Origin of the sequence: Pseudomonas oryzihabitans (genome assembly GCF_007665395.1) — a bacterium.
GTDB lineage: Bacteria > Pseudomonadota > Gammaproteobacteria > Pseudomonadales > Pseudomonadaceae > Chryseomonas > Chryseomonas psychrotolerans_C.
This window is the reverse complement of the sequence record NZ_VDND01000002.1, coordinates 367,411-386,760: the sequence shown is the minus strand read 5'-3', so window position 1 is coordinate 386,760 and position 19,350 is coordinate 367,411. Positions and strand designations below refer to the sequence as shown.

Sequence of the window (19,350 nt, the reverse complement as noted above, 5' to 3'; positions counted from 1 at the left end):
GCTGACGACGACTCCCCCTTGGACCCGCCCACACCGAGGTGGCTGCGCTCGGTGCGCCGCCACGCGCCTTCTTAACGGTTTAATCCGGGGCGTTCAAGGACGAAGCTCGCAAAATCCCTGCTGACTCACGCTTAGGGCGATATTTCAGCCCAGCGCCAGGGCCAGCGCGACCAGTACCGCGGTTTCGCTGATTTCCAGGAGCGCGCCGGCGGTGTCGCCGGTGGTGCCCCCCAGGCGCTGGCGCAGGGCCCGCCGCCCGAGGAGCGCGACCACCAGGGTCACCAGCAGCGCGATGAGTCCCTGGGGCAGCAGGACCAGGCCAAGGCCGCCCAGCGCCAGGACCTGCTTGAGCGCCCGGCGCGGCAGGTGCCGGCTGAGGAGCTCGCCCAGGCCGCCAGGCCTGACGTAGGGCGTGGCCAGCAGTAGCCAGGGCAGCGCCAGGCGGCCGGCCAGCGGCGCCAGCCAGAGGGCCGCCAGCGAATGCGGCAGCAGCACCACCAGGGCGCTCCACTTGAGCAGCAGGGTCAGCAGCAAGGCCAGCACCCCCATGGGGCCGCAGGCGGGGTCCTTCATGATGGCCAGGGTCCGCTCGCGATCGCCGTAGCCACCGATCCAGGCATCGGCGCTGTCGGCCAGGCCATCCAGGTGCAGGCCACCGGTGAGGATCACCCAGCCGCTGAGCACCAGTGCCGCCTGCAGGAAGGGTCCACCCGCGCTTCCCAGCCAGGCGAGCAGGCTCAGCAGAGCGCCCAGCAGCAGGCCCACCGCCGGATACCAGAGCACCGAGCGGCCGACGGCCTCGGGCGGCGGCAAGCCCGGCAGGCGGACCGGCAGGCGGGTGAGGAATTGCACGGCGATCAGCAGCGGCAAGGGCATCAGGGGTGCTCCAGCGAGAGCGCCTGCAAGGTCGCGTAGGGTGCCTCGACCTGCAGCAGGTCCTTGGGCGCCAGGCCGCGCTGGCGCGCCAGCAGCAGGCGGATCACGCCGCCATGGGTGACGATGAGGCTGCGCTGCCTTTGCAATCGGGGGCGCCAGCGCGCCACGGCGCCCAGCACCCGTGCGGCGAAGGCCGCCACCGGTTCACCGCCCGGCGGCGTATGGGCGTAGGGATCGGCCCAGAACAGCCCCAGCGCCTCGGCCTGGTCCTGCATCAGGTCGGCCGCGCTGCGGCCTTCCCAGTCGCCGAAATCCAGTTCGCGCAGGTCCGGCTCCAGCACCAGCTCGGCGCCCTGCTCCGCCGCCAGCCATTCGGCGAAGGGAGCGCAGCGCTGCTGCGGCGAACTCAGGATCAGGGCAAAGGCCGGCTGGGCGGCCACCGCCTCGCGCAGTTGCGCCCAGCCCTGCGGCGACAGCGGCGGATCGAGGCGCCCGCGAAAGCCTTCGGGGCCCTCGGTGACGCCATGGCGCACCAGCCAGCAGTCAGTCATCGGCGCGACTGGAAACGCTGGCTTCGACGAAGGTGGCCATCTCGCTATGCAGCCGGCAGGCCAGTTGCAGCAGCGGTACCGCCAGGGCTGCGCCGCTGCCTTCGCCCAGGCGCAGGCCCAGGTCCAGCATGGGCTCGCCACCAAGGGCCAGCAGCACCGCGGCATGGCCCGGCTCCGCGCCGCAATGGGCGAACAGCAGCCAGTCCCGGGTAGCGGGTTGCAGGCGCTGGGCGCAGAGCGCGGCCACCGAGCAGATGAAGCCGTCCACCAGCGCCGGCAGGCCCTGCTGGGCGCAGGCCAGGTAGGCGCCGGTCAGGGCGGCCAGTTCGAAGCCGCCCAGCCGCCGCAGCAGTTCATAGGGGTCCTGCAAGGCCTCGCCATGGCGCAGCAGGGCGCGCTGGATGACCGCCACCTTGCGTGCCACGCCGCTGGCATCCAGCCCGGTCCCCGGGCCGGCCAGGGCCAGTGGCGAGGTATCCAGCAGCACGCTGGCCAGGGCACTGGCGGCGGTGGTGTTGCCGATGCCCATCTCGCCACCGATGAACAGGTCGGCGCCGCCGGCGCAGGCGCGCAGCACGGCGTCGCGACCGGCCTGGAGCGCCGCCTGGCACTGGTCATGGGTCATGGCCGGGGTCAGGGTGAAGTTGGCGGTGCCGCGCCCGAGGGGCAGGTCGACCACCCCGGGCAGCGGTTCCAGGGGCGTCACCGTGCCCAGGTTGATCACCTCCAGGGCGGCGTCGAGCTGCCGGGCGAGCACGCTGATGGCCGCCCCGCCGCTGACGAAGTTGCGCACCATCTCGGCGGTGACCGCCTGGGGATAGGCCGAGACGCCCTCCTCCACCACGCCATGGTCACCGGCGAAGACGGCGATGGCGGTCCGCTCGAGCAGCGGCCGCGGGGTGCCCTGCAGGGCGGCCAGCTGGATGGCCAGGGCCTCCAGGTCGCCGAGCGAGCCGCTCGGCTTGGTCAATACCGTCTGGCGCTCGCGCGCGGCCTCGGCGGCAGCGGTATCGGGTTGGCGGCAGGGTCCTTGCCACCAGGGCATGCTCATAGCGGTGTTCCTTTGAGGGTCAGGGGGAGCCCGGCCACGGTCAGCACCACGCGGTCGCAGCGGGTGGCCAGGGCCTGGTGCAATTCACCGGCGGCGTCGACGTAGCGGCGCGTCAGCTCGCCGAGGGGGACGACGCCCAGGCCGGTCTCGTTGCTGACGAAGATCACGCGGCCGGGCAGTTGCGGCACCACGTCCAGCAGCGCCGCACAGGCCTGGTCCAGCCGTCGCGGATCATCGAGCAACAGCAGATTGGTGAGCCAGAGCGTGAGGCAGTCGACCAGCAGGCAGGCGTCCGGCGCGGCCAGGGCCTGCAGCCGCTCGGCCAGCGCCAGTGGTTCTTCCACCAGCGCCCAGTGCGCCGGTCGACGCGCCGCGTGGCGTTCGATGCGCCGGGCCAGTTCGGCATCGCTGCCACCCGCGGTGGCGATGTAGGTGACGGCCAGCCCGCAGTCGGCGGCCAGGCGCTCGGCCAGGGCGCTCTTGCCGGAGCGCGCGCCACCGAGGATGAGTTCGCGCATCTAGAGCTCGCAGAGGGCGCGCAGGCGCCCGGTGTCCAAATGGTGGTCGACCAGATCGGCCAGGCGCTCCAGATCGCGCTCGCGCAAGGCGTGGTAGTCCAGCTGCTGGGGCTCGGCCAGGCCGGCCCAGCGCAGCAGGGCGACGCTGGCGGCGGGCGCTTCGAACAGGCCGTGCAGGTAGGTACCCAGCACCTGGCCGTCGGCGCTGAGGCTGCCGTCGACCCGGCCGTCGTCGAACCGTACCACCGGCCGTTCCAGCGCCGGGCCCTGGCTGACGCCCGCATGGATCTCGTAGCCGACGACCTCGGCCGCGCCGTCGCACAGCTGTCCGCGGACCGTGCGCAGCTGCTTTTCCGCGGCCAGCTCAGTGGTCATGGCCAGCAGACCGAGGCCAGCGCTGTCCCCGGCTACGCCTTCCAGGCCCAGGGGGTCGGCGATCCGCTCGCCGAGCATCTGGAAGCCGCCGCAGATGCCCAGCACCCGCCCGCCGTATCTCAGATGCCGGGCGATGGCCTGGTCCCAGCCCTGGGCGCGCAGGAAGGCCAGGTCGCTGCGCACGCTCTTGGAGCCGCCGAGGATGATCAGGTCCGCCGCGGGTAGCGCCTCGCCCTGGCGCACGAACAGCAGCTCGACCTGGGGATGCAGGCGCAGGGGATCGAAATCGGTGTGATTGCTCAGCCGTGGCATGACCGGCACCGCCACCCGCAGGCGCGGCCCCTGCTTGGCCACCTGGCCGGTGGCCAGGCGGTCCTCGGCTTCCAGGTGCAGGTCGTGCAGATAGGGCAGCACGCCGAGCACCGGCTTGCCGGTGCGGGCTTCCAGCCAGTCCAGGCCCGGTTGCAAGAGGGCCAGGTCGCCGCGGAAGCGATTGATGATGAAGCCGGCGACCCGCGCCTGCTCGCTGGGTTCGAGCAGCTCCAGGGTGCCGACCAGATGGGCGAAGACGCCGCCGCGATCGATGTCGGCCACCAGCAGCACCGGGCAGTCCACCGCCTCGGCGAAGCCCATGTTGGCGATGTCGCCCTGGCGCAGGTTGATCTCGGCCGGCGAACCGGCGCCCTCCACCAGCACCACCTGGTATTGCCGCGCCAGGCGCCCATGGGACGCCAGCACCGCCTCGCGCGCTACCGGCTTGTAGGCGTGGTAGGCCTTGGCGTCCATGCTGGTGACGGCGCGGCCATGGATGATCACCTGGGCGCCGACATCGGTGTTGGGCTTGAGCAGCACCGGATTCATGTCGGTGTGCGGGACGAGGCCGCAGGCTTGCGCCTGAACCGCCTGGGCACGACCGATCTCGCCACCGTCGGCGGTCACCGCGCTGTTGAGCGCCATGTTCTGTGGCTTGAAAGGCACCACGGCCACGCCCTGACGATGGAGCCAGCGGCACAGCGCGGCCACCAGGGTGCTCTTGCCGGCGTCGGAGGTGGTGCCCTGCACCATCAACGTACTCATGGGGAACTCCGATAAGGCGCCAGGGCGGCGTCGAGCCGCTGCCATTCGGCTTCGTCGGCTGGCAGGCCGAACCTCAGGGCATCGAGCTGGGGAAACAGTCGGGTAAAGATCGCCTGGCGCGCCAGCTGCTCGTGCAAGGTCGCCACCGCCGGGCGCCGGACCAGCTGGAACAGGGCGCAGCCACCACTGGGTGGCAAGCCGTGCCCGGTCAGCAGCGCCGCGAGCCGTTCGCCGGCCTGTAGCAGCGCCTCGCGCTGACGCTGCTGGGCCTGCTGGTCGGCCAGCAGGCGTTGCGCCAGGTAGCGACTGGGGCCGCTCACCGTCCAGGGGCCGAGGTGCTCGTCGAGGCGCGCCAGCAGGGTCGGCGCGGCGAGCACGAAGCCCAGGCGCAGCCCAGCCAGGCCGAAGAACTTGCCGAAGGAGCGCAGCACGATCAGCCCGGGCAGATCGCTGAAGGCCGCCAGGCTGGCGCCCGGCGTGGGATCCATGAAGGCCTCGTCCACCACCAGCCAGCCGCCACGGCGTTCCAGACGGGCGTGCCAGTCCAGTAGCCGCGCCGGCGATAGCCGCTCACCGGTGGGGTTGTTGGGGTTGACCACCACCAGGACGTCGAACCGCTCGAGCCCAGCCGCTAACTCGGCCTCGCTGCACTCCAGGACCTCGTGCCCGGCGCGACGCCAGGCCAGGGCATGCTCGGCGTAACAGGGCGCCAGCACGGCGACGCGCGACGGGGGACGCAGCTGCGGTAGCGCCTGGATGGCGGCCTGGGAGCCGGCCACCGGCAAGGCTGCGGGAGCGCCGTAACAGGCGCAGGCCGCCTCCACCAAGCCGTCGTCGGGCTCCGGCAGGCGCGCCCAGGCGCTGGCGGGAATCTCCGGCAGCGGCCAGGGCCAGGGGGCCAGGCCGGTCGAGAGGTCCAGCCAGTCGGCCAGGGGAATGTCGTAGGTCCGAGCCGCGCGTCTGAGGCGGCCGCCATGCTCAAGCAAGCAGCAACCCTCCCAGGGCGATCAGGGCGGTCCATAGCCAGGCGCCCCGCCGCACCAGTTTCAGGGCGCGGGTGATGGCCAGGAAGGTCGGCGCCGGACCGCGGCCCAGCACCGGGCGCTCGTGCCACTCGCCGTGATAGCGCGCCGCGCCGCCCAGGCTGACGCCCAAGGCGCCGGCACCGGCCGCCATCACCGGGCCGGCGTTGGGGCTGTCCCACAGCGGCGCCTGGGTGCGCCAGCATTCGATGGCATTCCAGAAGCGCCCGAGGCCGGCATAGGTCAGGGCGACGAGGCGCGCCGGAATATAGTTGAGGACGTCGTCCAGGCGCGCCGCGGCCCAGCCGAAACGCTCCAGGCGCGGGGTGCGATAGCCCCACATGGCATCCAGGGTATTGGCCAGGCGATAGAGCACCACGCCCGGGGCGCCGAGCAGCGCGAACCAGAACAACGCGGCGAAGACGGCGTCGCTGCCGTTTTCCAGCACCGACTCGGTGGCGGCGCGGGCCACGGCGGTCTCGTCCAGCTCGCTGGTCTCGCGGCTGACCAGATAGCCGACCCGGCGCCGCGCTTCGGGCAGGTTGTTGCGTTGCAGGGCGCGCGCCACCGGCTCGGCGTGCTCGCCCAGGCTGCGCAGTCCCACGGCCAGATAGAGCGCCAGGGGCTGGATGATCCAGGCCAGCCAGCCGATCTGGCAGAGCAAGGCGGTGAGCAGCACCCAGGGCAGCACCGCCAGGCTCCAGGCCATCACCCCGTGACTGCGCCAGCCGCGCCCCCCGGGATTGAAGCGGGCTTCCAGGCCCTCGGCGAAGCGGCCGAACAGCACCAGGGGATGCGCACGTCGCGGTTCGCCGAGCAGCAGATCGAGCAGCATGCCGCAGACCACCGCGAAAGCCAGCATCATGGTTTCTGGCCCCAGCGATTCTCGAAGACCAGCTCTTCCAGCGGGCGCCCCTGGCGCCAGCCCTCTTTTTCCAGCATGGGCCGCTGGTAGAAGGCCTCGACCGGCCCGAGGCAGAGGATGGCCGCCGGCTGCGAGCCCTCGGGCATGTCCAGCAGGGTGCGTACGGCCTCCGGCTCGAACAGCGACACCCAGCCCATGCCCAGGCCTTCGCAGCGCGCCGCCAGCCAGAGATTCTGGATGGCGCAGGACAGCGAGGCAAGGTCCATCTCCGGCAGGGTGCGCCGGCCGAAGACGTGGGCTTCGCGGCCGTCCATGAGGGCGGTGACCAGCACCTCGGCGCAGTCGAGGATGCCCTGCACCTTGAGCTTCATGAAGTCGTCGCTGCGTTCGCCGAGGGCGTCGGCGGTCGCGCGGCGCTCCTCCTCCACCAGCTCGTGCAGGCGCTGGCGCAGGGCCGGATCGCTGATGCGCAGGAAGCGCCAGGGCTGCATCAGCCCGACGCTGGGGGCCTGGTGGGCCGCGCCCAGCAATCGGGCCAGTTGTTCGGGCGGTACCTCGCCACCGCAGAAATGGCGCATGTCGCGGCGCTCGGCGATGGCTCGGTAGACGGCGGCTTGTTCGGCGGGGGTATAGGGCGTCGTAGTCACGGCTTGAACATCGCGGCAGCCGCGGCGGGTGCCGACGGCATGTAGAAGTGAATATAGCTGGCGGTGAGCCGACCGTCGCGGTAGACCGCTTCGGCCACGGCCTTGCCATTGGGGCACAGGCCGCGCGCCCAGGGGGTCTCGGGCGACTCCAGCGCGGAGTGGTGATAGGTGTGGCCGCGCAGCGTGCCCTGGGCGCATTCCACCGACTGCAGCGCCAGGGCGGTCAGCCGCGCCTGCATCCGCGCGCTGCCCGGCAGGAGGCCGAGCATGGCGGCCGATTCGCCGGCCTTGTCGGTCAGCTCGTCGAGCAGATAGAGCATGCCGCCGCATTCGGCGAGGATCGGCTTGCCGGCGGCATGGTGGGCACGAATGGCCGCGCGCATGCCCAGATTGTTCGACAGCGCCTGCAGGTGCAGTTCGGGATAGCCACCCGGCAGGTAGAGGCTGTCCACCTCCGGCAACTGGCTATTGGCGAGCACGGAGAAAAAGCGCAGTTCGGCGCCCAGGGCGCGCAGCAGATCCAGGTTGGCCTGGTAGAGGAAGGCCAGGGCCGCATCCCGGGCCACACCGATGCGCACCCCGGCCAGCATGGGCTCGATCGCAGTCGGCTCCGGCGCGGCGAAAGCCACGGGCGGCGGCAATTCGATGGCGGAGCTGGCCGCCAGGGCATCGGCGGCGGCGTCGAGACGACGATCCAAGTCGGTGACCTCCTCGGCCTGGATCAGCCCCAGGTGGCGACTGGGCAACTCGATGCCGGCATCCCGTGGCAGGCTGCCGAAGAAGGTCATGCCCTCCGGCAGGCTGCCGCGGATCAACTGGGTCTGCCGTGGACTGCCACTGCGATTAGCCAGCACCCCGGCGAAGGGCAGGCTCAGGCGATAGTGGGCCAGGCCATAGGCCAGCGCGCCGAAGGTCTGCGCCAGGCCGGCGGCGTCGATCACCCCCAGCACCGGCACGCCGAAGCGCTCGGCCAGGTCGGCCGCCGAGGGCTGGCCATCGAACAGGCCCATGACGCCCTCGATCAGGATGAGATCGGCCTCCCCGGCCGCTTCCCACAGCAGCCGTCGGCTCTCGGCCTCGCCGATCATCCACAGGTCGAGCTGATAGACCGGCGCGCCACTGGCCCGGGCGAGGATCATCGGATCGAGGAAGTCCGGTCCGCACTTGAACACCCGCACCCGCCGCCCCTGCCGCGCATGCAGCCGGGCCAGCGCCGCGGTGACACTGGTCTTGCCCTGGCCGGACGCCGGCGCGGCGATCAGCAGCGCCGGGCAATGCCGCGCGGCCGCTACCATTCGATGCCCTGCTGGGCGCGGGCGCCGGCCTGGAAGGCGTGCTTGACCAGGCTCATGTCGGTCACGGTATCGGCGGCCTCGACCAGCGCCGGCGGCGCACCGCGACCGGTCACCACTACGTGCTGATGGGCCGGGCGGCCGGCGAGGTCGGCCAGCACCTGGTCGACCTCCAGGTAGCCGTGCTTGAAGGCGATGTTGAGTTCGTCCAGCAGCACCAGGCCGATGGTCGAGTCACGCAGGAGTTCCACCGCCACCGCCCAGGCGGCGGCGGCCGACTGCAGGTCGCGGGCGCGATCCTGGGTGTCCCAGGTGAAGCCTTCGCCCATGACGTGGTAGCGCACCTCGTCGGGAAAGCGCTTGAAGAAGAGTTGTTCGCCAGTGTCGCGGCGCCCCTTGATGAACTGCACCACGCCCACCTTCATGCCGTGGCCGAGGGCGCGCGCCGCCATGCCGAAGGCCGAGCTGCTCTTGCCCTTGCCGATGCCGGTGTGCACCAGCAGCAGGCCACGCTCGTCCTGGGCCTCGGCGATGCGCGCGTCGATCACCGCCTTCTTGCGCACCATGCGCGCACGGTGGCGTTCGTCGCGCTCGGGGCGGGGGGATTCGGGGGTATCGGTCATGGCGGTGCTCCGGGTGCGGGCGCGGCGGAGGCACGGGCAGAGGCACCGCCTGCCAGGCAGGGGGTGACACCGCACGATGCCCTCCGCATCGCCGAGATGAACGCAAGCGTGGCCGGTCTCCGGGCTCGTGAGGCGATGCCCTGGGGCATCCGCGGCGCCCCTTCCCGGCCAGGGCCAGTGGGTATCGCGCCGCTATCGCTCAACTACCGTTGCGGGGGCAGCGCCGGCTCGACCGGCTTCCCTGTTTCACCCCGGCTCCAGCGGGGCACCACGTGCAAGGGCGCAGGGTACGGACTAGCCGGAAGAGCGTCAATCGATCGCGCCCCCGAACTCGGCGCCCGCCGACCGGGTCCACCCTGAACCCTCAAACCATCAGGAGCTACCGGATGACCGATGCCACTCTCGCCGCCTGCATCAAGGCCTGCCTCGACTGCGCCGCCGCTTGCGAAACCTGCGCCAGCGCCTGCCTGGGGGAAGCCAATCTGGACATGATGCGCGATTGCGTCCGCCTGGATCGCGACTGCGCGGATGCCTGCCGCCTGGCCGCCAGCTTCATGCAACGCGACAGCGACCGCGTCGCCGAAGCCTGCGCCCTGTGCCTGGCCACCTGCCGCGCCTGCGCCGCCGAGTGCGGCAAGCACAAGGCCGAGCACTGCCAGGCCTGCGCCCGGGCCTGTGAAGCCTGCGCCAACGCCTGCGCGGCCATGGCCGCCTGAGTCCCTCAGAGCGCGGATACCCGGCCGCTCCGATCCGGCCGCTGCCGCAGGGCCGGTTGCAGGGCGGTCCCCAGCCCCGGAGCGGTCGGCGGCAGCAGCCACCCCTGCTCCAGCACCGGCAACTCGGTCACCAGGTCGCGATAGAAACCCGCCAGGTAGGCCCGCACCACTTCCTGGAAGATGGCATTGGGCGAGGCCAGCCCCAGGTGCAGGGAGGCCATCAGCACCACCGGGCCGGTGCAGTCGTGGGGGGCGATGGGCTTCTGGTAGGCCTCGGCCAGGGTGGCGATCTTGCGCGCCTCGCTCAGCCCTCCGCACCAGGAAAGATCCACCATCACGTAATCCAGGGCGTCGGCCGCCAACAGGTCGCGAAAGGCACCGCGCATGGCCAGGGTTTCGCTGCCACAGACGGGAATGCCCGCCAGCCGCCGGAAGTCCGCGAGTCCCTGGACATGGTCCATCTTGATCGGGTCCTCGGCCCAGAAAATGCCGTATTCCTTGAGTTCCCGGGCGATCTGCAAGGCACAGGTGGGATTCCACAGCGAATGGAATTCACACATCACCGCGATACCGTCGCCCACCGCCGCGCGGATCCGGGCGAAGGGTTCCAGGCCCTGGCGCAACTCGGCGCTGGACAGGTACTGGCCGTGGCTGGCCAGGGCGAAGGCATCGAAGGGCCAGATCTTCATGGCGGCGAAGCCTTCGTCCACCAGGCTCTGGGCCAGGTCGCCCGGGCACTCCACCGCGGCCACCTGGTCGTCGTAGCGGCCGCGCGGCCGGGCCTCGCCCTTGGCGATCAGCCGCCGCTGGTCGCCAGCGGTGTTGAAGTGGGGGCTGGCGCAGGTGTTGTAGGCACGCATCCGCTCGTGGACCCGGCCGCCCAGCAACTGGTGGATGGGCACGCCCAGGGCCTGGCCGAACAGGTCCCAGAGGGCGAGGTCCAGCGCCGACGCCGCCCGGGTCTCCACGCCGCTGCCGTTGAAGCCCAGGTAACCGCGCAACAGGGCCCGGCTATGGGCTTCGATCTGCAGGGGATCGCGTCCCAGCAGCAGCGGCGCGCACAGCGAATGGATCTGCGCCTCCACGGCCTCGGCGCCGCGAAAGGTCTCGCCGAGACCGACCAGGCCGCTGTCGGTATGGATTTCCACCCAGAGCAGATTGGGGAATTCGGCCAGCCGCGTGGTTTCGATGCGGGTGATGCGCATGACGTGTCCTCTCTAACGGGGCCCCTGGACCTGGTTCAGTAGCGGTTCGCCGCGGCGCAGGCGTTCGATGTTGGCGGCGATGAAGGCATAGCGGCGGGCGAACAGCCCCTGGGTCCAACCGGAGATGTGCGGCGTGCAGAAGGCGTTTTCCAGGTCTTCGAAACGCTGGCGCGCGGGTGCCACCTGGTCGTCCTCGCCACTGGGATAGCGGTACCAGACATCCAGGTAGGCCTTGGCGATGCGCCGCTCGACCAGGGCCGCATACAGGGCGTCCTCGTCCACCACCGCGGCCCGTGCCAGGTTCAGCAGCACGGCGTGCGGACGCATGGCGGCGAACTGGGCGGTACCGAAGCACCCCCGGGTCCGCTCGTCCAGCGGGCAGGCCAGCACCACGTAGTCGGCCAGGCCCAGCGCCTCGTCGAGCGCCGCGGGCGGCAGGGCGGCATCGGCGCCCGTGGGCAGCTGGCCGCTGCGGGCACTGCGGGTGACGGCGAGGATGCGCATGCCGAAGGCCCGCGCCCGCTGTGCCACCGCCTGGCCGATGCGACCGAAGCCGAGGATCGCCAGCGTCTTGCCGTGCAGCTCGCCGCGCGGCTGGCGGCCGAGGTAGGCCTGGCTCCAGCGCTGGCTATCGAAGGTCGCCCGGGCCTCGCCTAGGCGTACCTCGTGATCCAGCAGACAGGCCAGGGCGTACTCCGCCATGGGAATCTCATGCTCGAAGACGTTGCAGACCCGGCAATCCTCCGGCAGTACGCCAAGGTCGATGCCATCGAGACCGGCGCCGGGCAGCTGCAGCAGTTGCACCCGCGGGGCCTGGCCGGTCCGCTGCAGGCGCATGGCGACCAGCACATCGGCGCCCTCGATCCGGTCATCCCAGTCAGCTGCGTCCTGGGCTGCGCGGGGCAAGGCGACGAAGCTGGCCGGCTCGCTGAGGCCACGGGCGATCTCCGCCTGGTGCCGGGCCGCTTCACCGATCATCACGATCTTCATCCGAATCCTCCGTCGCCAGGAAAATGGTACCGCTACCATTGCTAGACCTTAGCGCGCGAAAGGTTGTCTGACAACCTCCGTCCGTCCTAGGTGCTCTCGCGCTCGATCAGGTCGAAACCCAGGTCGCGCGGCCGGGGCTGGGGATCGCCACCGGCCAGGCGCGCCAGCAGCAACTCCGCTGCTTCCCGGCCCAGGGCGCCAGCCTCGACCCGTACCGTGGTCAACGGCGGCAGGGTATGGGCGGCGAAGGCCATGTCACCGAAGCCGATCACCGCCACCTCGGCCGGTACCTTCACGTCCTGGGCCAGGGCCTCGGTCAACACCCCCTGGGCCAGGGTATCGGAGGTGCAGACCACCAGCAGCGGTCGTCGCGGCGTCTGCAGCAGCAGCCGACGCAACGCCAGCCGCCCCTGCTCCAGGGCCGGCAGGCCGCTGAACAGCACCGGCTCCGTTTCGGCGATACCGGCCGCGGCCAGGGCCTCGCTCAATGCCAGGCGCCGCCGGGTACCACGGGGATCGTCGACCGCCACCTGGGCGATCTGGGCGTAACCGCCAGCGCCAGCCCGCTGCGCCAATAGCCGGCCCACGGCGGGGTGGTGAAAGCCCACCGCCTGGTCGATGGGATCCTCGCTGAGATCCCAGGTCTCCACCACCGGCAGGCCCGCCGCCCTGAGGCGCGCGCGACTCGCCGGGGTATGGTCGGTGCCGGTGAGGATCAGGCCATCTGGTCGCCGGCTGAGAATGGTCGCCAGCAGGGCTTCCTCCTGTCGCGGATCGTGGCCGGTGACGCCCAGCAGCACCTGGTACCCCGCCAGGGCCAGGCGCTCGGCCACCGCCTGGTAGGTGTCGGCGAACAGCGGATTGGTCAGCATGGGCACCAGTACCGCCACCAGCCGGCTGCGATTGGACGCCAGCGCGCCGGCCACCAGGTTGGGCAGGTAGCCGCTGTCGGCGATGGTGGCGAGCACCCGCTCGCGGGTAGCCGCCTTGACGCTCGCCGGCGCATTCAACACCCGCGACACCGTGATCGGCGCGACGCCGGCCAGCCGGGCCACCTCGCGCAGGGTGACGCCGCCGGAGCCCCGTCTCGTTTTGCTCGCCATCCGTCCACCCCTGCGCGCTCTGGTCGCAGCCAAAACGACCATGCTAACCGGCCGCCCGGGCGGTCACCATTGGCATTACCCGTCGCCGCCAGGGATAATGCCCGCCCTTTCATCGATATCCAGGCCTTCGCCATGACCGATACCCAGCAAGATCCCCGTTTGAGCCGCATGAAGCGTCGCCTGCGCAAGAAGCAATACCTGGGCGAGTTCCAGGAAATGGCCTTCGAAATCAAGGTGAGCTTCAAGAGCGAGCTCAGCGAAGACGACCTGGACACCTTCCTGGGCGACTTCATCGACTACGTCGAAGAGCGCAAGCTGGACTACATCGGCGGCTTCGACAACGCCTGGGTCGAAGGCACCATCATGGCCAACAAGCGCTACACCTCGCCCACCGCGGAAGACCGCACCGCCCTGCTGGACTGGCTCAAGGCCCGTGCCGAAGTCGGCGAAGCCACTGCGTCCGAGCTGCATGACGCCTGGCACCACGACGGCGAAGTCTAAGAGACTGTTCGAAGGCTGCTGCGCGTCGGCCAGACGGCGTTGAAAATGGCTTCGGAATGCTCATTTACCACTCGTAAACTCCGCTTCCTCAGCCATTTGCGCCTTGTTTGGCTCTAGCTCGCGCGCCTTGGAACCGCCTCTAGGCAACCCTCGCCGGATAGCTTGGCGCCCGTTGCGGTCGTAAAGGGGAATCCGTTGGAAACCAGGTCCTCATGACGACCCTCCTGCAAATCTCCGATACCCACTTCGGCACCGAGCAACCCGCTGTGGTCGCGGCCCTGGAAGCCCATGTCCGCGAACACGGCGCCGATGTCCTGATCCTCTCCGGGGACATCACCCAGCGCGCCCGCCGCGAGCAATTCGCCGCCGCCAAGACTTTCGTCGAACGCCTGGAAAGCTATGGCATTCCCCGCACCCTGGTGATCCCGGGCAACCACGACCTGCCGCTGTACAACGTCTTCGCCCGTTTCCTGGCGCCCTACGGCAACTACCGCCGGCATTTCGGCCAGGACCTCGAGCCCAGTTTCGAGAACGACGAGCTGCTGCTGGTCGGCCTCAACACCACCGCCCCGCGTCGCCACAAGGATGGCGCCGTGAGCGCCGAGCAGATCGCGCGGGTGGCCGAACGCCTGCGCCGGGCCGGACCCGGCAAGCTGCGCATCGTCATCGCCCACCAGCCCTTTGGCGCCCTCGAACTCAGCGACCTGAGCAACCTGCAGCACAACGCCGACCGGGCCCTGGCCACCTGGGCCGATGCGGGCCTGGACCTGGTGATGGGTGGCCATATCCACCTGCCCTACGTGCTGCCGCTGAGCCGGCAGTATCCCGCCCTGCCCCGCGAGGTCTGGATCGTCCAGGCCGGGACCACCCTCTCCTCCCGCGTGCGCGGCACCTCGCCCAACTCCTTCAATCGCCTGCTGGTCGGCCAAGGCCCGGAAAAGACCGTGGACGTGGAGCGCTGGGATTTCCAGGGTGATCGTTTCGTCGTCGGCGAGCGTCATGCGCTGCGCTGGCACGCGGCCCAGGACGCCCTGACCGAGCGCTGAGGGCCCTGGCAGGAGCGGCGATGCGCGCTCCTGCGCACTTCCAGCCAGGGAAATTGATTCAAGCTGTTGAAACGGCTGGCAGATCGTCGAGGCCGCGTAGTCTTAGGACTTTCGGCAGAAGAGGCCCGCCATGGAATCCCTGACTCAATCGTTGCTCGGCTTCATCGAGACCCACCAGGCCTGGGCGCCACTGATCGTCGGCCTGCTGGCCTTCGGCGAATCCCTGGTGCTGCTCGGCGTCTTCATCCCGGCCACCGCCCTGATGCTGGTGGTGGGTGGCCTGGCCGGCTCGGGGGTGCTCGCGCCGCTGCCGCAGGTAGGCGCCGCCATCATCGGTGCCATCCTCGGCGACATCTGCTCCTACCTCATCGGCCGCTGGCTCGGCCCCAGCATCGTCCACCGGCCGCCCTTCCGCCGCTATCGCAAGCAGGTAGCCAGGACCCGGCTGTTCTTTCGCCGCTATGGCTTCTTCGCGGTATTCGGTGGCCGCTTCCTGACCATGATCCGCAATACCGTGCCCCTGGTGGCCGGCATGATGGCCATGAACCAGCTGCGCTTCCAGTCGGCCAACGTGCTCTCCGCCATCGTCTGGGCGCCGCTGATGATGGGGCCGGGGTACCTGGCGGCCAAGGGGGCCAACCAGTTCAGCTTCGCGGGCAACGAAGCCCTGTGGATCGCCGCCGCGGTGGTGGTCCTGCTAGCCGCCGGCGGCCTGCTGTTCTTCAAGCAACGCCTGAAACGCGCCTAGCGGCGAGCAGCCAGCGCCGCGCGCAGACGCTCGCGGTTCAGGGGCGCCTCGCGCAGGCGCACACCGGTCGCCGCGGCTACCGCGTTGGCGATGGCCGCAGGGATCGCCGCGATGGTGGCCTCCCCGGCGCCCACCGCCGGCTCCTCCGGGCGGTCGAGCAGTTCCAGTTCCAGTTCGGGCAACTCGTCGAAGGTCAGCGGCGGATAGGCGCCCCACTCCAGGCTGGTCACGCCCTGGTGGTCGAAGCGCACGGCCTGCTTGAGGGTACGGGCGATGCCCTGTACCACGCAGCCTTCCAGCTGGTTGCGCAGGCCATCGGGATTCACGATCAGCCCGCAATCATGGGCCACCACCACCCGGGTGACCCGGATGCCGGTCGCCAGGCTGACCGCTACCTCGACCACCGCGGCCACATAGGCGTTCTCGTTTTCGTAGCGCAGGAAGGCCAGGCCCTGCCCGGTCACGGTGCTCCCGTCCCAGGCGCTGGTACGCACCGCCGGCGGTTGCCAGCCCGCCTTGGCGGTGGCCGCCTGCAGCACCGCCCGCGCCCTGGGGTCCTGCAGGTAGCGCAGGCGGAAGGCCAGCGGATCGACCCCCGCCGCCAGGGCCAGCTCGTCCATGAAGGATTCGTTGGCGAAGGTGTTGCCGACCGCGCCCAGGGCGCGGAGCGCGGAGGGGCGCAGGGGCGAATCGCCGGCCTCGACCCAATGGGTCGCCACCTGGACATTGGTCAGGTCATAGTCCAGCGCGGCATTGCGATTGCCGCCACCACGACCGCCCTTGAGCGGCAGGTTGTAGGCCAGCTGCCCGGCGAGCAACGCAGCAGCGCCGGTCTGGCCGTTGGGTCGGGTGAGATGGGTGGGGGTCCAATTGGCGAAGCGCCAGGCGAGCAGATCGCCGGTGTCGCTCAGGCCGCCCGCCAGGCGCATCAACATCGCCGGTCCCTTGGGATTCCAGCCGTGCTCGTCGGCCCGGCTCCACTGCACCCGGACCGGGCGACCACAGAGTTTGGACAGCAGCGCGGCATCGGCGGCCGCATCGTCGGCGCCGTTGTGGCCATAGCAGCCGGAGGCCTGCTGGTAGATGACGTGGATGCTGTCTTCCGGCAGTTTCAGCAGGTCTGCCAAGGCCGCTCTGAGCTGATAGACGCCCTGGGTACCGCTCCAGACGATGGCGCCCTCGGCGCGCACCTCGGCCACCGCGCAGGACGGACCGATGGAATCATGATTCTGATAGGGCCAGCGGTATTCGGCGTCCAGCCGCCGGGCGGCGTTCTGCAGCTCCTGCTCCGCCTCGCCGGCCTCCTGCTGCACCTCGGCCGGACCGGCCTTGGCTTCCAGGTGCGCATAGAGCTCGCCAGGGAGTGGCAGATCCGGCACCAGGCTCCACTCCACCCGCAGCGCGGCCGCGCCCTGCCGCGCCAGCCAGGGCTGTTCCGCCAGTACCGCGACGAAGGCGCCCTCGTACACCAGCTGCGCGCCCGCGGGCAGCGCGCTGGCATCGATGCCGCGGATACTCACCCCCGCCAGCCGCGCCGAGCCGGTGCAGGGCGGCCGCACCACGCAGCCATGCAGCATGCCGGGCAGACGCCGGTCGTGGACGAAGTCGAAGCGGCCGAACAGCTTGGCGGGGATGTCCTCCCGCGGCACCGAGGTGCCCACCAGCCGGTAATCCTTGACCGCCCGGGTGCGCACCCCCTGGTTGACCAACCGCCCGAGCGGTCGCCCGCCGACCAGCTCGCCATAGCTGACGAAGCGCCCGCTGGGATCGCCGCGATAGACCACGCGGCCTTCCACCGTATCCACCACCGCCAGGTCCAGGCCCAGTCGCCGCGCTCCTTCCAGGAACAGGAACTGCCGGGCACTGGCGGCGGCCTTGCGTAACTGGGCACCGCCCACCTGCAGGCTCTTGCTACCCGCGGTGATGCCCTGGTCCGGGGTGAGCCGGGTATCGCCCTGGATCAGCCGCGTGGCGGCGAAGGCCACGCAGAGCTCTTCGGCGACGATCTGCCGCAACGCGGTGCTGACCCCGGTGCCCAGCTCCACCTTGCCGCTGTAGACGGTGACCTGGCCCTGGGCATCCACCGCCAGCCAGGCATCCAGCTGACGCTCGTCAAGGGTCTTGGCCAGGCTGGCGGCATCGGTCGGAGCGGGCAGTACCTGAGCGAGGACCGGCCGCTGCAGACTGAAGCCCAGCAGCAGTACCGCGCTGCCGCCGAGAAAGCCGCGTCGCGACAGCCTCATGCCGACGCCTTGCCGCTGTCGCGCAGCAGCACGGCGGCCCGCTTGACCGCCCGCAGGATGCGATAGTGGGTCCCGCAGCCGCAGAAATTGGCCGCCAGGGCCTGGCGGATCTGCGCATCATTGGGATCTGGCACCCGCTCGAGCAGGGCCCGGGCGCTCATCACCATGCCGGGGATGCAATAGCCGCACTGCGCCGCCTGTTCCTCGATGAAGGCCTGCTGCAAGGCGTGGGGGGCGTCGGGCGTACCCAAGCCTTCCAGGGTCAGCAGCTCCCGACCGACGAAGGATGCGGCCGGCAGCAGGCAGGCCCGTACCGGCTTGCCATCCGCCAGCACCGTGCAGGCGCCGCACTCCCCCAGGCCACAACCGAATTTGGGTCCCTTGAGTCCTAGCTCGTCGCGCAGGGCATCCAGCAGGGGCATGCGCGGATCGACGTCGAGTGAACGCGTCTCGCCGTTGACCCTGAGTTCGATGGCCGCCACTGTCATTTCTCCCGTTCGCGCGCTGCCGCCACGTCCTCGGGACGGACGTCGGCAGCGTGGCCGCCAAAGCGACGACCGATGTAGGTCGCCAGGTCGGCGAGCTGCCGGTCACTGAGCAGCTCGCGATAGGCGGGCATGAAGGCGTGCTCGCTGCGCCCCTGGCGCTCGAGTCCATCGAGCAGCACCCGCACCAGATTGGTCCCGGTCGGGTCGCGCACGGCCGAATAGTGACTGAAGGACCGCGGATAAGGCCCGGCCGGCCCGCGATCGTCCGGCGCATGGCAGCTGGCGCAGGCCGACTGCAACAGGGCGGCGCTTTCGGCCTCGGCGGCACTGAGCGGCCCGGCCTCGCCGGGCGGCTGGATCTCCGCTCGCGCCGGTACCGCACCCGGTCGGGCCGGCAGGGTGCGCAGATAGGCGACCAGGGCGTCGAGGTCGGCGTCGTTCAGATAGCGGGTACCGCCGCTCACCACCTCGGCCATGGGCCCGGCGGCCACGGCTTCGCCACGCTGGTGACCTTCGCGCAGGTAGCGGGCGAGCTTGGCATCGCTCCAGCTGCCCAGTCCGCGCGGGTCCGCGGTGAGATTCCAGGCGGTCCAGCCCTGCTGGGTAGCGCCCGCATAGGACCGGCCGCTGTCGAGGCCCTGGCTCCAGGTCCGTGGGGTATGGCATTCCTGGCAGTGCCCCACCGCCTCGGCCAGGTAAGCGCCGCGTGCCACCCTGGCGTCGGCGCTGGCCGGCAAGGGGCCCGGGGTGAAGTTCAGCCACTTCCAGCCGCGGATCAGCGCGCGTTGGTCGAAGGGAAAGCGCAGGGCATTGGCCGGCGGTGCATAGGGCACCGGAGGCTGGAGCTGCAGGTAGGCGAAGATGGCCGCGACATCGGCGTCGCTCAAGCGGGTGTAGGCCGTATAGGGAAAGGCCGGATAGAGCTGCTCGCCCTCCCGCCCCAGCCCTTCATGCAAGGCGCGGCGAAACTCGTCCGCCGTCCAGTTCCCCAGGCCGTGCTCGCGATCCGGGGTGATGTTGCTCGAATAGAGACGCCCGAACGGCGTGTCGAAGGCCACCCCGCCGGCGAAGGGCGCCCCGTCGGGACGGGTATGGCAGCCCTGGCAATTGCCCAGCCGCGTCAGGTACTCCCCGCGCGCCAGGGTCGCCTCGTCCGCCTGGGTGCAGGCAGCGGCGATCAGGAGCAGGATCCCCGCCAGACCTGGCAGGGCAAAGGATCTCATCGACTCTCCTCGTGCGGTCGAACCGGGCAAGCCGGTTCTGCCTGGGCGATGCCGTCATCCTAATCGCAGCGAGGGGCAACCGTGGTGTAGGACCCCGGAGGTGAGAGGCAGGTTGCAGTTTCGGTCCAGACGGCGGCCGCAGCCTTTACATTTGCGGCGCGAGGCTGCCCTTCTCCGACCGCCGCTTCGC

At 70.5% G+C, this 19,350-nt stretch carries 20 protein-coding genes and 1 riboswitch; of the genes, 4 read left to right on the top strand and 16 right to left on the bottom strand.

Features of this window, described 5'->3' with window-relative positions:
• Positions 1-144 precede the first annotated feature (144 nt).
• From FSV73_RS05675 to cobO, 10 genes are read right to left on the bottom strand one after another with little or no spacing between them, the layout of a single operon-like run.
• Complete coding sequence (locus FSV73_RS05675) at positions 145-876, bottom strand: adenosylcobinamide-GDP ribazoletransferase (RefSeq protein ID WP_145005166.1); 732 nt, start codon at positions 874-876, stop codon at positions 145-147.
• Positions 876-1,427 (bottom strand): histidine phosphatase family protein, encoded by a 552-nt coding sequence (locus FSV73_RS05670; RefSeq protein ID WP_145005163.1) that lies wholly within the window; start codon positions 1,425-1,427, stop codon positions 876-878. The genes FSV73_RS05675 and FSV73_RS05670 overlap by 1 nt, the downstream gene beginning before the upstream one ends.
• Positions 1,420-2,478 (bottom strand): nicotinate-nucleotide--dimethylbenzimidazole phosphoribosyltransferase, encoded by a 1,059-nt coding sequence (gene cobT, locus FSV73_RS05665; protein ID WP_145005160.1) that lies wholly within the window; start codon positions 2,476-2,478, stop codon positions 1,420-1,422. Before cobT ends, FSV73_RS05670 begins: the two co-directional genes overlap by 8 nt.
• The gene (cobU, locus tag FSV73_RS05660; RefSeq protein ID WP_145005157.1) at positions 2,475-2,996 is read right to left on the bottom strand and encodes a bifunctional adenosylcobinamide kinase/adenosylcobinamide-phosphate guanylyltransferase; all 522 of its coding nucleotides are present in this window, start codon (positions 2,994-2,996) and stop codon (positions 2,475-2,477) included. The genes cobT and cobU overlap by 4 nt, the downstream gene beginning before the upstream one ends.
• Positions 2,997-4,448 carry a cobyric acid synthase gene (locus FSV73_RS05655; protein WP_145005154.1) on the bottom strand — a complete coding sequence of 484 codons (1,452 nt, stop codon included), beginning with the start codon at positions 4,446-4,448 and terminating at the stop codon, positions 2,997-2,999.
• A complete protein-coding gene (gene cobD / locus FSV73_RS05650; protein ID WP_145005151.1) occupies positions 4,445-5,434 on the bottom strand; it encodes a threonine-phosphate decarboxylase CobD in 990 nt (329 codons plus the stop codon). The genes FSV73_RS05655 and cobD overlap by 4 nt, the downstream gene beginning before the upstream one ends.
• Entirely contained in the window at positions 5,427-6,335 is a 909-nt protein-coding gene (cbiB, locus tag FSV73_RS05645; RefSeq protein WP_145005148.1) for an adenosylcobinamide-phosphate synthase CbiB, read from the bottom strand. Before cbiB ends, cobD begins: the two co-directional genes overlap by 8 nt.
• Entirely contained in the window at positions 6,332-6,982 is a 651-nt protein-coding gene (gene bluB / locus FSV73_RS05640; protein ID WP_145005145.1) for a 5,6-dimethylbenzimidazole synthase, read from the bottom strand. Before bluB ends, cbiB begins: the two co-directional genes overlap by 4 nt.
• The gene (locus tag FSV73_RS05635; RefSeq protein ID WP_145005142.1) at positions 6,979-8,277 is read right to left on the bottom strand and encodes a cobyrinate a,c-diamide synthase; all 1,299 of its coding nucleotides are present in this window, start codon (positions 8,275-8,277) and stop codon (positions 6,979-6,981) included. Before FSV73_RS05635 ends, bluB begins: the two co-directional genes overlap by 4 nt.
• A complete protein-coding gene (cobO, locus tag FSV73_RS05630; RefSeq protein ID WP_145005139.1) occupies positions 8,271-8,897 on the bottom strand; it encodes a cob(I)yrinic acid a,c-diamide adenosyltransferase in 627 nt (208 codons plus the stop codon). The genes FSV73_RS05635 and cobO overlap by 7 nt, the downstream gene beginning before the upstream one ends.
• Before the next feature lie 93 nt (positions 8,898-8,990).
• Positions 8,991-9,185: riboswitch (cobalamin riboswitch) on the bottom strand.
• Between the two features lie 98 nt (positions 9,186-9,283).
• Here cobO and FSV73_RS05625 point away from each other — a divergent pair.
• Entirely contained in the window at positions 9,284-9,613 is a 330-nt protein-coding gene (locus FSV73_RS05625) for a four-helix bundle copper-binding protein (protein ID WP_145005136.1), read from the top strand.
• A 5-nt stretch (positions 9,614-9,618) separates the two neighbouring features.
• On the opposite strand, the gene FSV73_RS05620 is transcribed toward FSV73_RS05625, so the two are convergent.
• The 3 genes from FSV73_RS05620 to FSV73_RS05610 form a co-directional block, all read right to left on the bottom strand.
• Positions 9,619-10,818, bottom strand: coding sequence for a mandelate racemase/muconate lactonizing enzyme family protein (locus FSV73_RS05620; RefSeq protein WP_145005132.1), 1,200 nt, complete (start codon positions 10,816-10,818; stop codon positions 9,619-9,621).
• Between the two features lie 12 nt (positions 10,819-10,830).
• Positions 10,831-11,808: a 2-hydroxyacid dehydrogenase gene (locus FSV73_RS05615; protein ID WP_145005129.1), complete on the bottom strand. Its 978-nt coding sequence runs from the start codon at positions 11,806-11,808 to the stop codon at positions 10,831-10,833.
• A gap of 86 nt (positions 11,809-11,894) precedes the next feature.
• Positions 11,895-12,911 (bottom strand): LacI family DNA-binding transcriptional regulator, encoded by a 1,017-nt coding sequence (locus tag FSV73_RS05610; protein ID WP_145005126.1) that lies wholly within the window; start codon positions 12,909-12,911, stop codon positions 11,895-11,897.
• 132 nt (positions 12,912-13,043) lie between these two features.
• On the opposite strand from FSV73_RS05610, the gene FSV73_RS05605 reads away from it, so the two are divergent.
• From FSV73_RS05605 to FSV73_RS05595, 3 genes are all read left to right on the top strand, one after another.
• Positions 13,044-13,412 carry a YggL family protein gene (locus FSV73_RS05605; protein WP_145005123.1) on the top strand — a complete coding sequence of 123 codons (369 nt, stop codon included), beginning with the start codon at positions 13,044-13,046 and terminating at the stop codon, positions 13,410-13,412.
• 212 nt (positions 13,413-13,624) lie between these two features.
• Positions 13,625-14,458 carry a metallophosphoesterase family protein gene (locus FSV73_RS05600; protein ID WP_145005120.1) on the top strand — a complete coding sequence of 278 codons (834 nt, stop codon included), beginning with the start codon at positions 13,625-13,627 and terminating at the stop codon, positions 14,456-14,458.
• A 130-nt stretch (positions 14,459-14,588) separates the two neighbouring features.
• The gene (locus tag FSV73_RS05595) at positions 14,589-15,206 is read left to right on the top strand and encodes a DedA family protein (RefSeq protein WP_145005117.1); all 618 of its coding nucleotides are present in this window, start codon (positions 14,589-14,591) and stop codon (positions 15,204-15,206) included.
• On the opposite strand, the gene FSV73_RS05590 is transcribed toward FSV73_RS05595, so the two are convergent.
• The 3 genes from FSV73_RS05590 to FSV73_RS05580 are packed head-to-tail and all read right to left on the bottom strand — an operon-like array spanning position 15,203 to position 19,160.
• Positions 15,203-17,449, bottom strand: coding sequence for a xanthine dehydrogenase family protein molybdopterin-binding subunit (locus FSV73_RS05590; RefSeq protein ID WP_145005114.1), 2,247 nt, complete (start codon positions 17,447-17,449; stop codon positions 15,203-15,205). The genes FSV73_RS05595 and FSV73_RS05590 overlap by 4 nt on opposite strands.
• Complete coding sequence (locus FSV73_RS05585) at positions 17,446-17,937, bottom strand: (2Fe-2S)-binding protein (RefSeq protein WP_186309165.1); 492 nt, start codon at positions 17,935-17,937, stop codon at positions 17,446-17,448. The genes FSV73_RS05590 and FSV73_RS05585 overlap by 4 nt, the downstream gene beginning before the upstream one ends.
• Complete coding sequence (locus FSV73_RS05580) at positions 17,934-19,160, bottom strand: c-type cytochrome (RefSeq protein ID WP_145005108.1); 1,227 nt, start codon at positions 19,158-19,160, stop codon at positions 17,934-17,936. The genes FSV73_RS05585 and FSV73_RS05580 overlap by 4 nt, the downstream gene beginning before the upstream one ends.
• Between the last annotated feature and the right edge of the window lie 190 nt (positions 19,161-19,350).

Bases quoted from the DNA above. Each gene is read 5' to 3' on its own strand.
- FSV73_RS05595 (WP_145005117.1), top strand. From the start codon at position 14,589: ATGGAATCCCTGACTCAATCGTTGCTCGGCTTCATCGAGACCCACCAG.
- FSV73_RS05635 (WP_145005142.1), bottom strand. From the start codon at position 8,277: ATGGTAGCGGCCGCGCGGCATTGCCCGGCGCTGCTGATCGCCGCGCCG.
- FSV73_RS05585 (WP_186309165.1), bottom strand. From the start codon at position 17,937: ATGACAGTGGCGGCCATCGAACTCAGGGTCAACGGCGAGACGCGTTCA.
- FSV73_RS05675 (WP_145005166.1), bottom strand. From the start codon at position 876: ATGCCCTTGCCGCTGCTGATCGCCGTGCAATTCCTCACCCGCCTGCCG.
- FSV73_RS05580 (WP_145005108.1), bottom strand. From the start codon at position 19,160: ATGAGATCCTTTGCCCTGCCAGGTCTGGCGGGGATCCTGCTCCTGATC.
- FSV73_RS05625 (WP_145005136.1), top strand. From the start codon at position 9,284: ATGACCGATGCCACTCTCGCCGCCTGCATCAAGGCCTGCCTCGACTGC.
- FSV73_RS05615 (WP_145005129.1), bottom strand. From the start codon at position 11,808: ATGAAGATCGTGATGATCGGTGAAGCGGCCCGGCACCAGGCGGAGATC.
- FSV73_RS05590 (WP_145005114.1), bottom strand. From the start codon at position 17,449: ATGAGGCTGTCGCGACGCGGCTTTCTCGGCGGCAGCGCGGTACTGCTG.
- FSV73_RS05610 (WP_145005126.1), bottom strand. From the start codon at position 12,911: ATGGCGAGCAAAACGAGACGGGGCTCCGGCGGCGTCACCCTGCGCGAG.
- FSV73_RS05670 (WP_145005163.1), bottom strand. From the start codon at position 1,427: ATGACTGACTGCTGGCTGGTGCGCCATGGCGTCACCGAGGGCCCCGAA.
- FSV73_RS05620 (WP_145005132.1), bottom strand. From the start codon at position 10,818: ATGCGCATCACCCGCATCGAAACCACGCGGCTGGCCGAATTCCCCAAT.
- FSV73_RS05655 (WP_145005154.1), bottom strand. From the start codon at position 4,448: ATGAGTACGTTGATGGTGCAGGGCACCACCTCCGACGCCGGCAAGAGC.
- cobO (WP_145005139.1), bottom strand. From the start codon at position 8,897: ATGACCGATACCCCCGAATCCCCCCGCCCCGAGCGCGACGAACGCCAC.
- FSV73_RS05600 (WP_145005120.1), top strand. From the start codon at position 13,625: ATGACGACCCTCCTGCAAATCTCCGATACCCACTTCGGCACCGAGCAA.
- FSV73_RS05605 (WP_145005123.1), top strand. From the start codon at position 13,044: ATGACCGATACCCAGCAAGATCCCCGTTTGAGCCGCATGAAGCGTCGC.
- cbiB (WP_145005148.1), bottom strand. From the start codon at position 6,335: ATGATGCTGGCTTTCGCGGTGGTCTGCGGCATGCTGCTCGATCTGCTG.
- cobT (WP_145005160.1), bottom strand. From the start codon at position 2,478: ATGAGCATGCCCTGGTGGCAAGGACCCTGCCGCCAACCCGATACCGCT.
- cobU (WP_145005157.1), bottom strand. From the start codon at position 2,996: ATGCGCGAACTCATCCTCGGTGGCGCGCGCTCCGGCAAGAGCGCCCTG.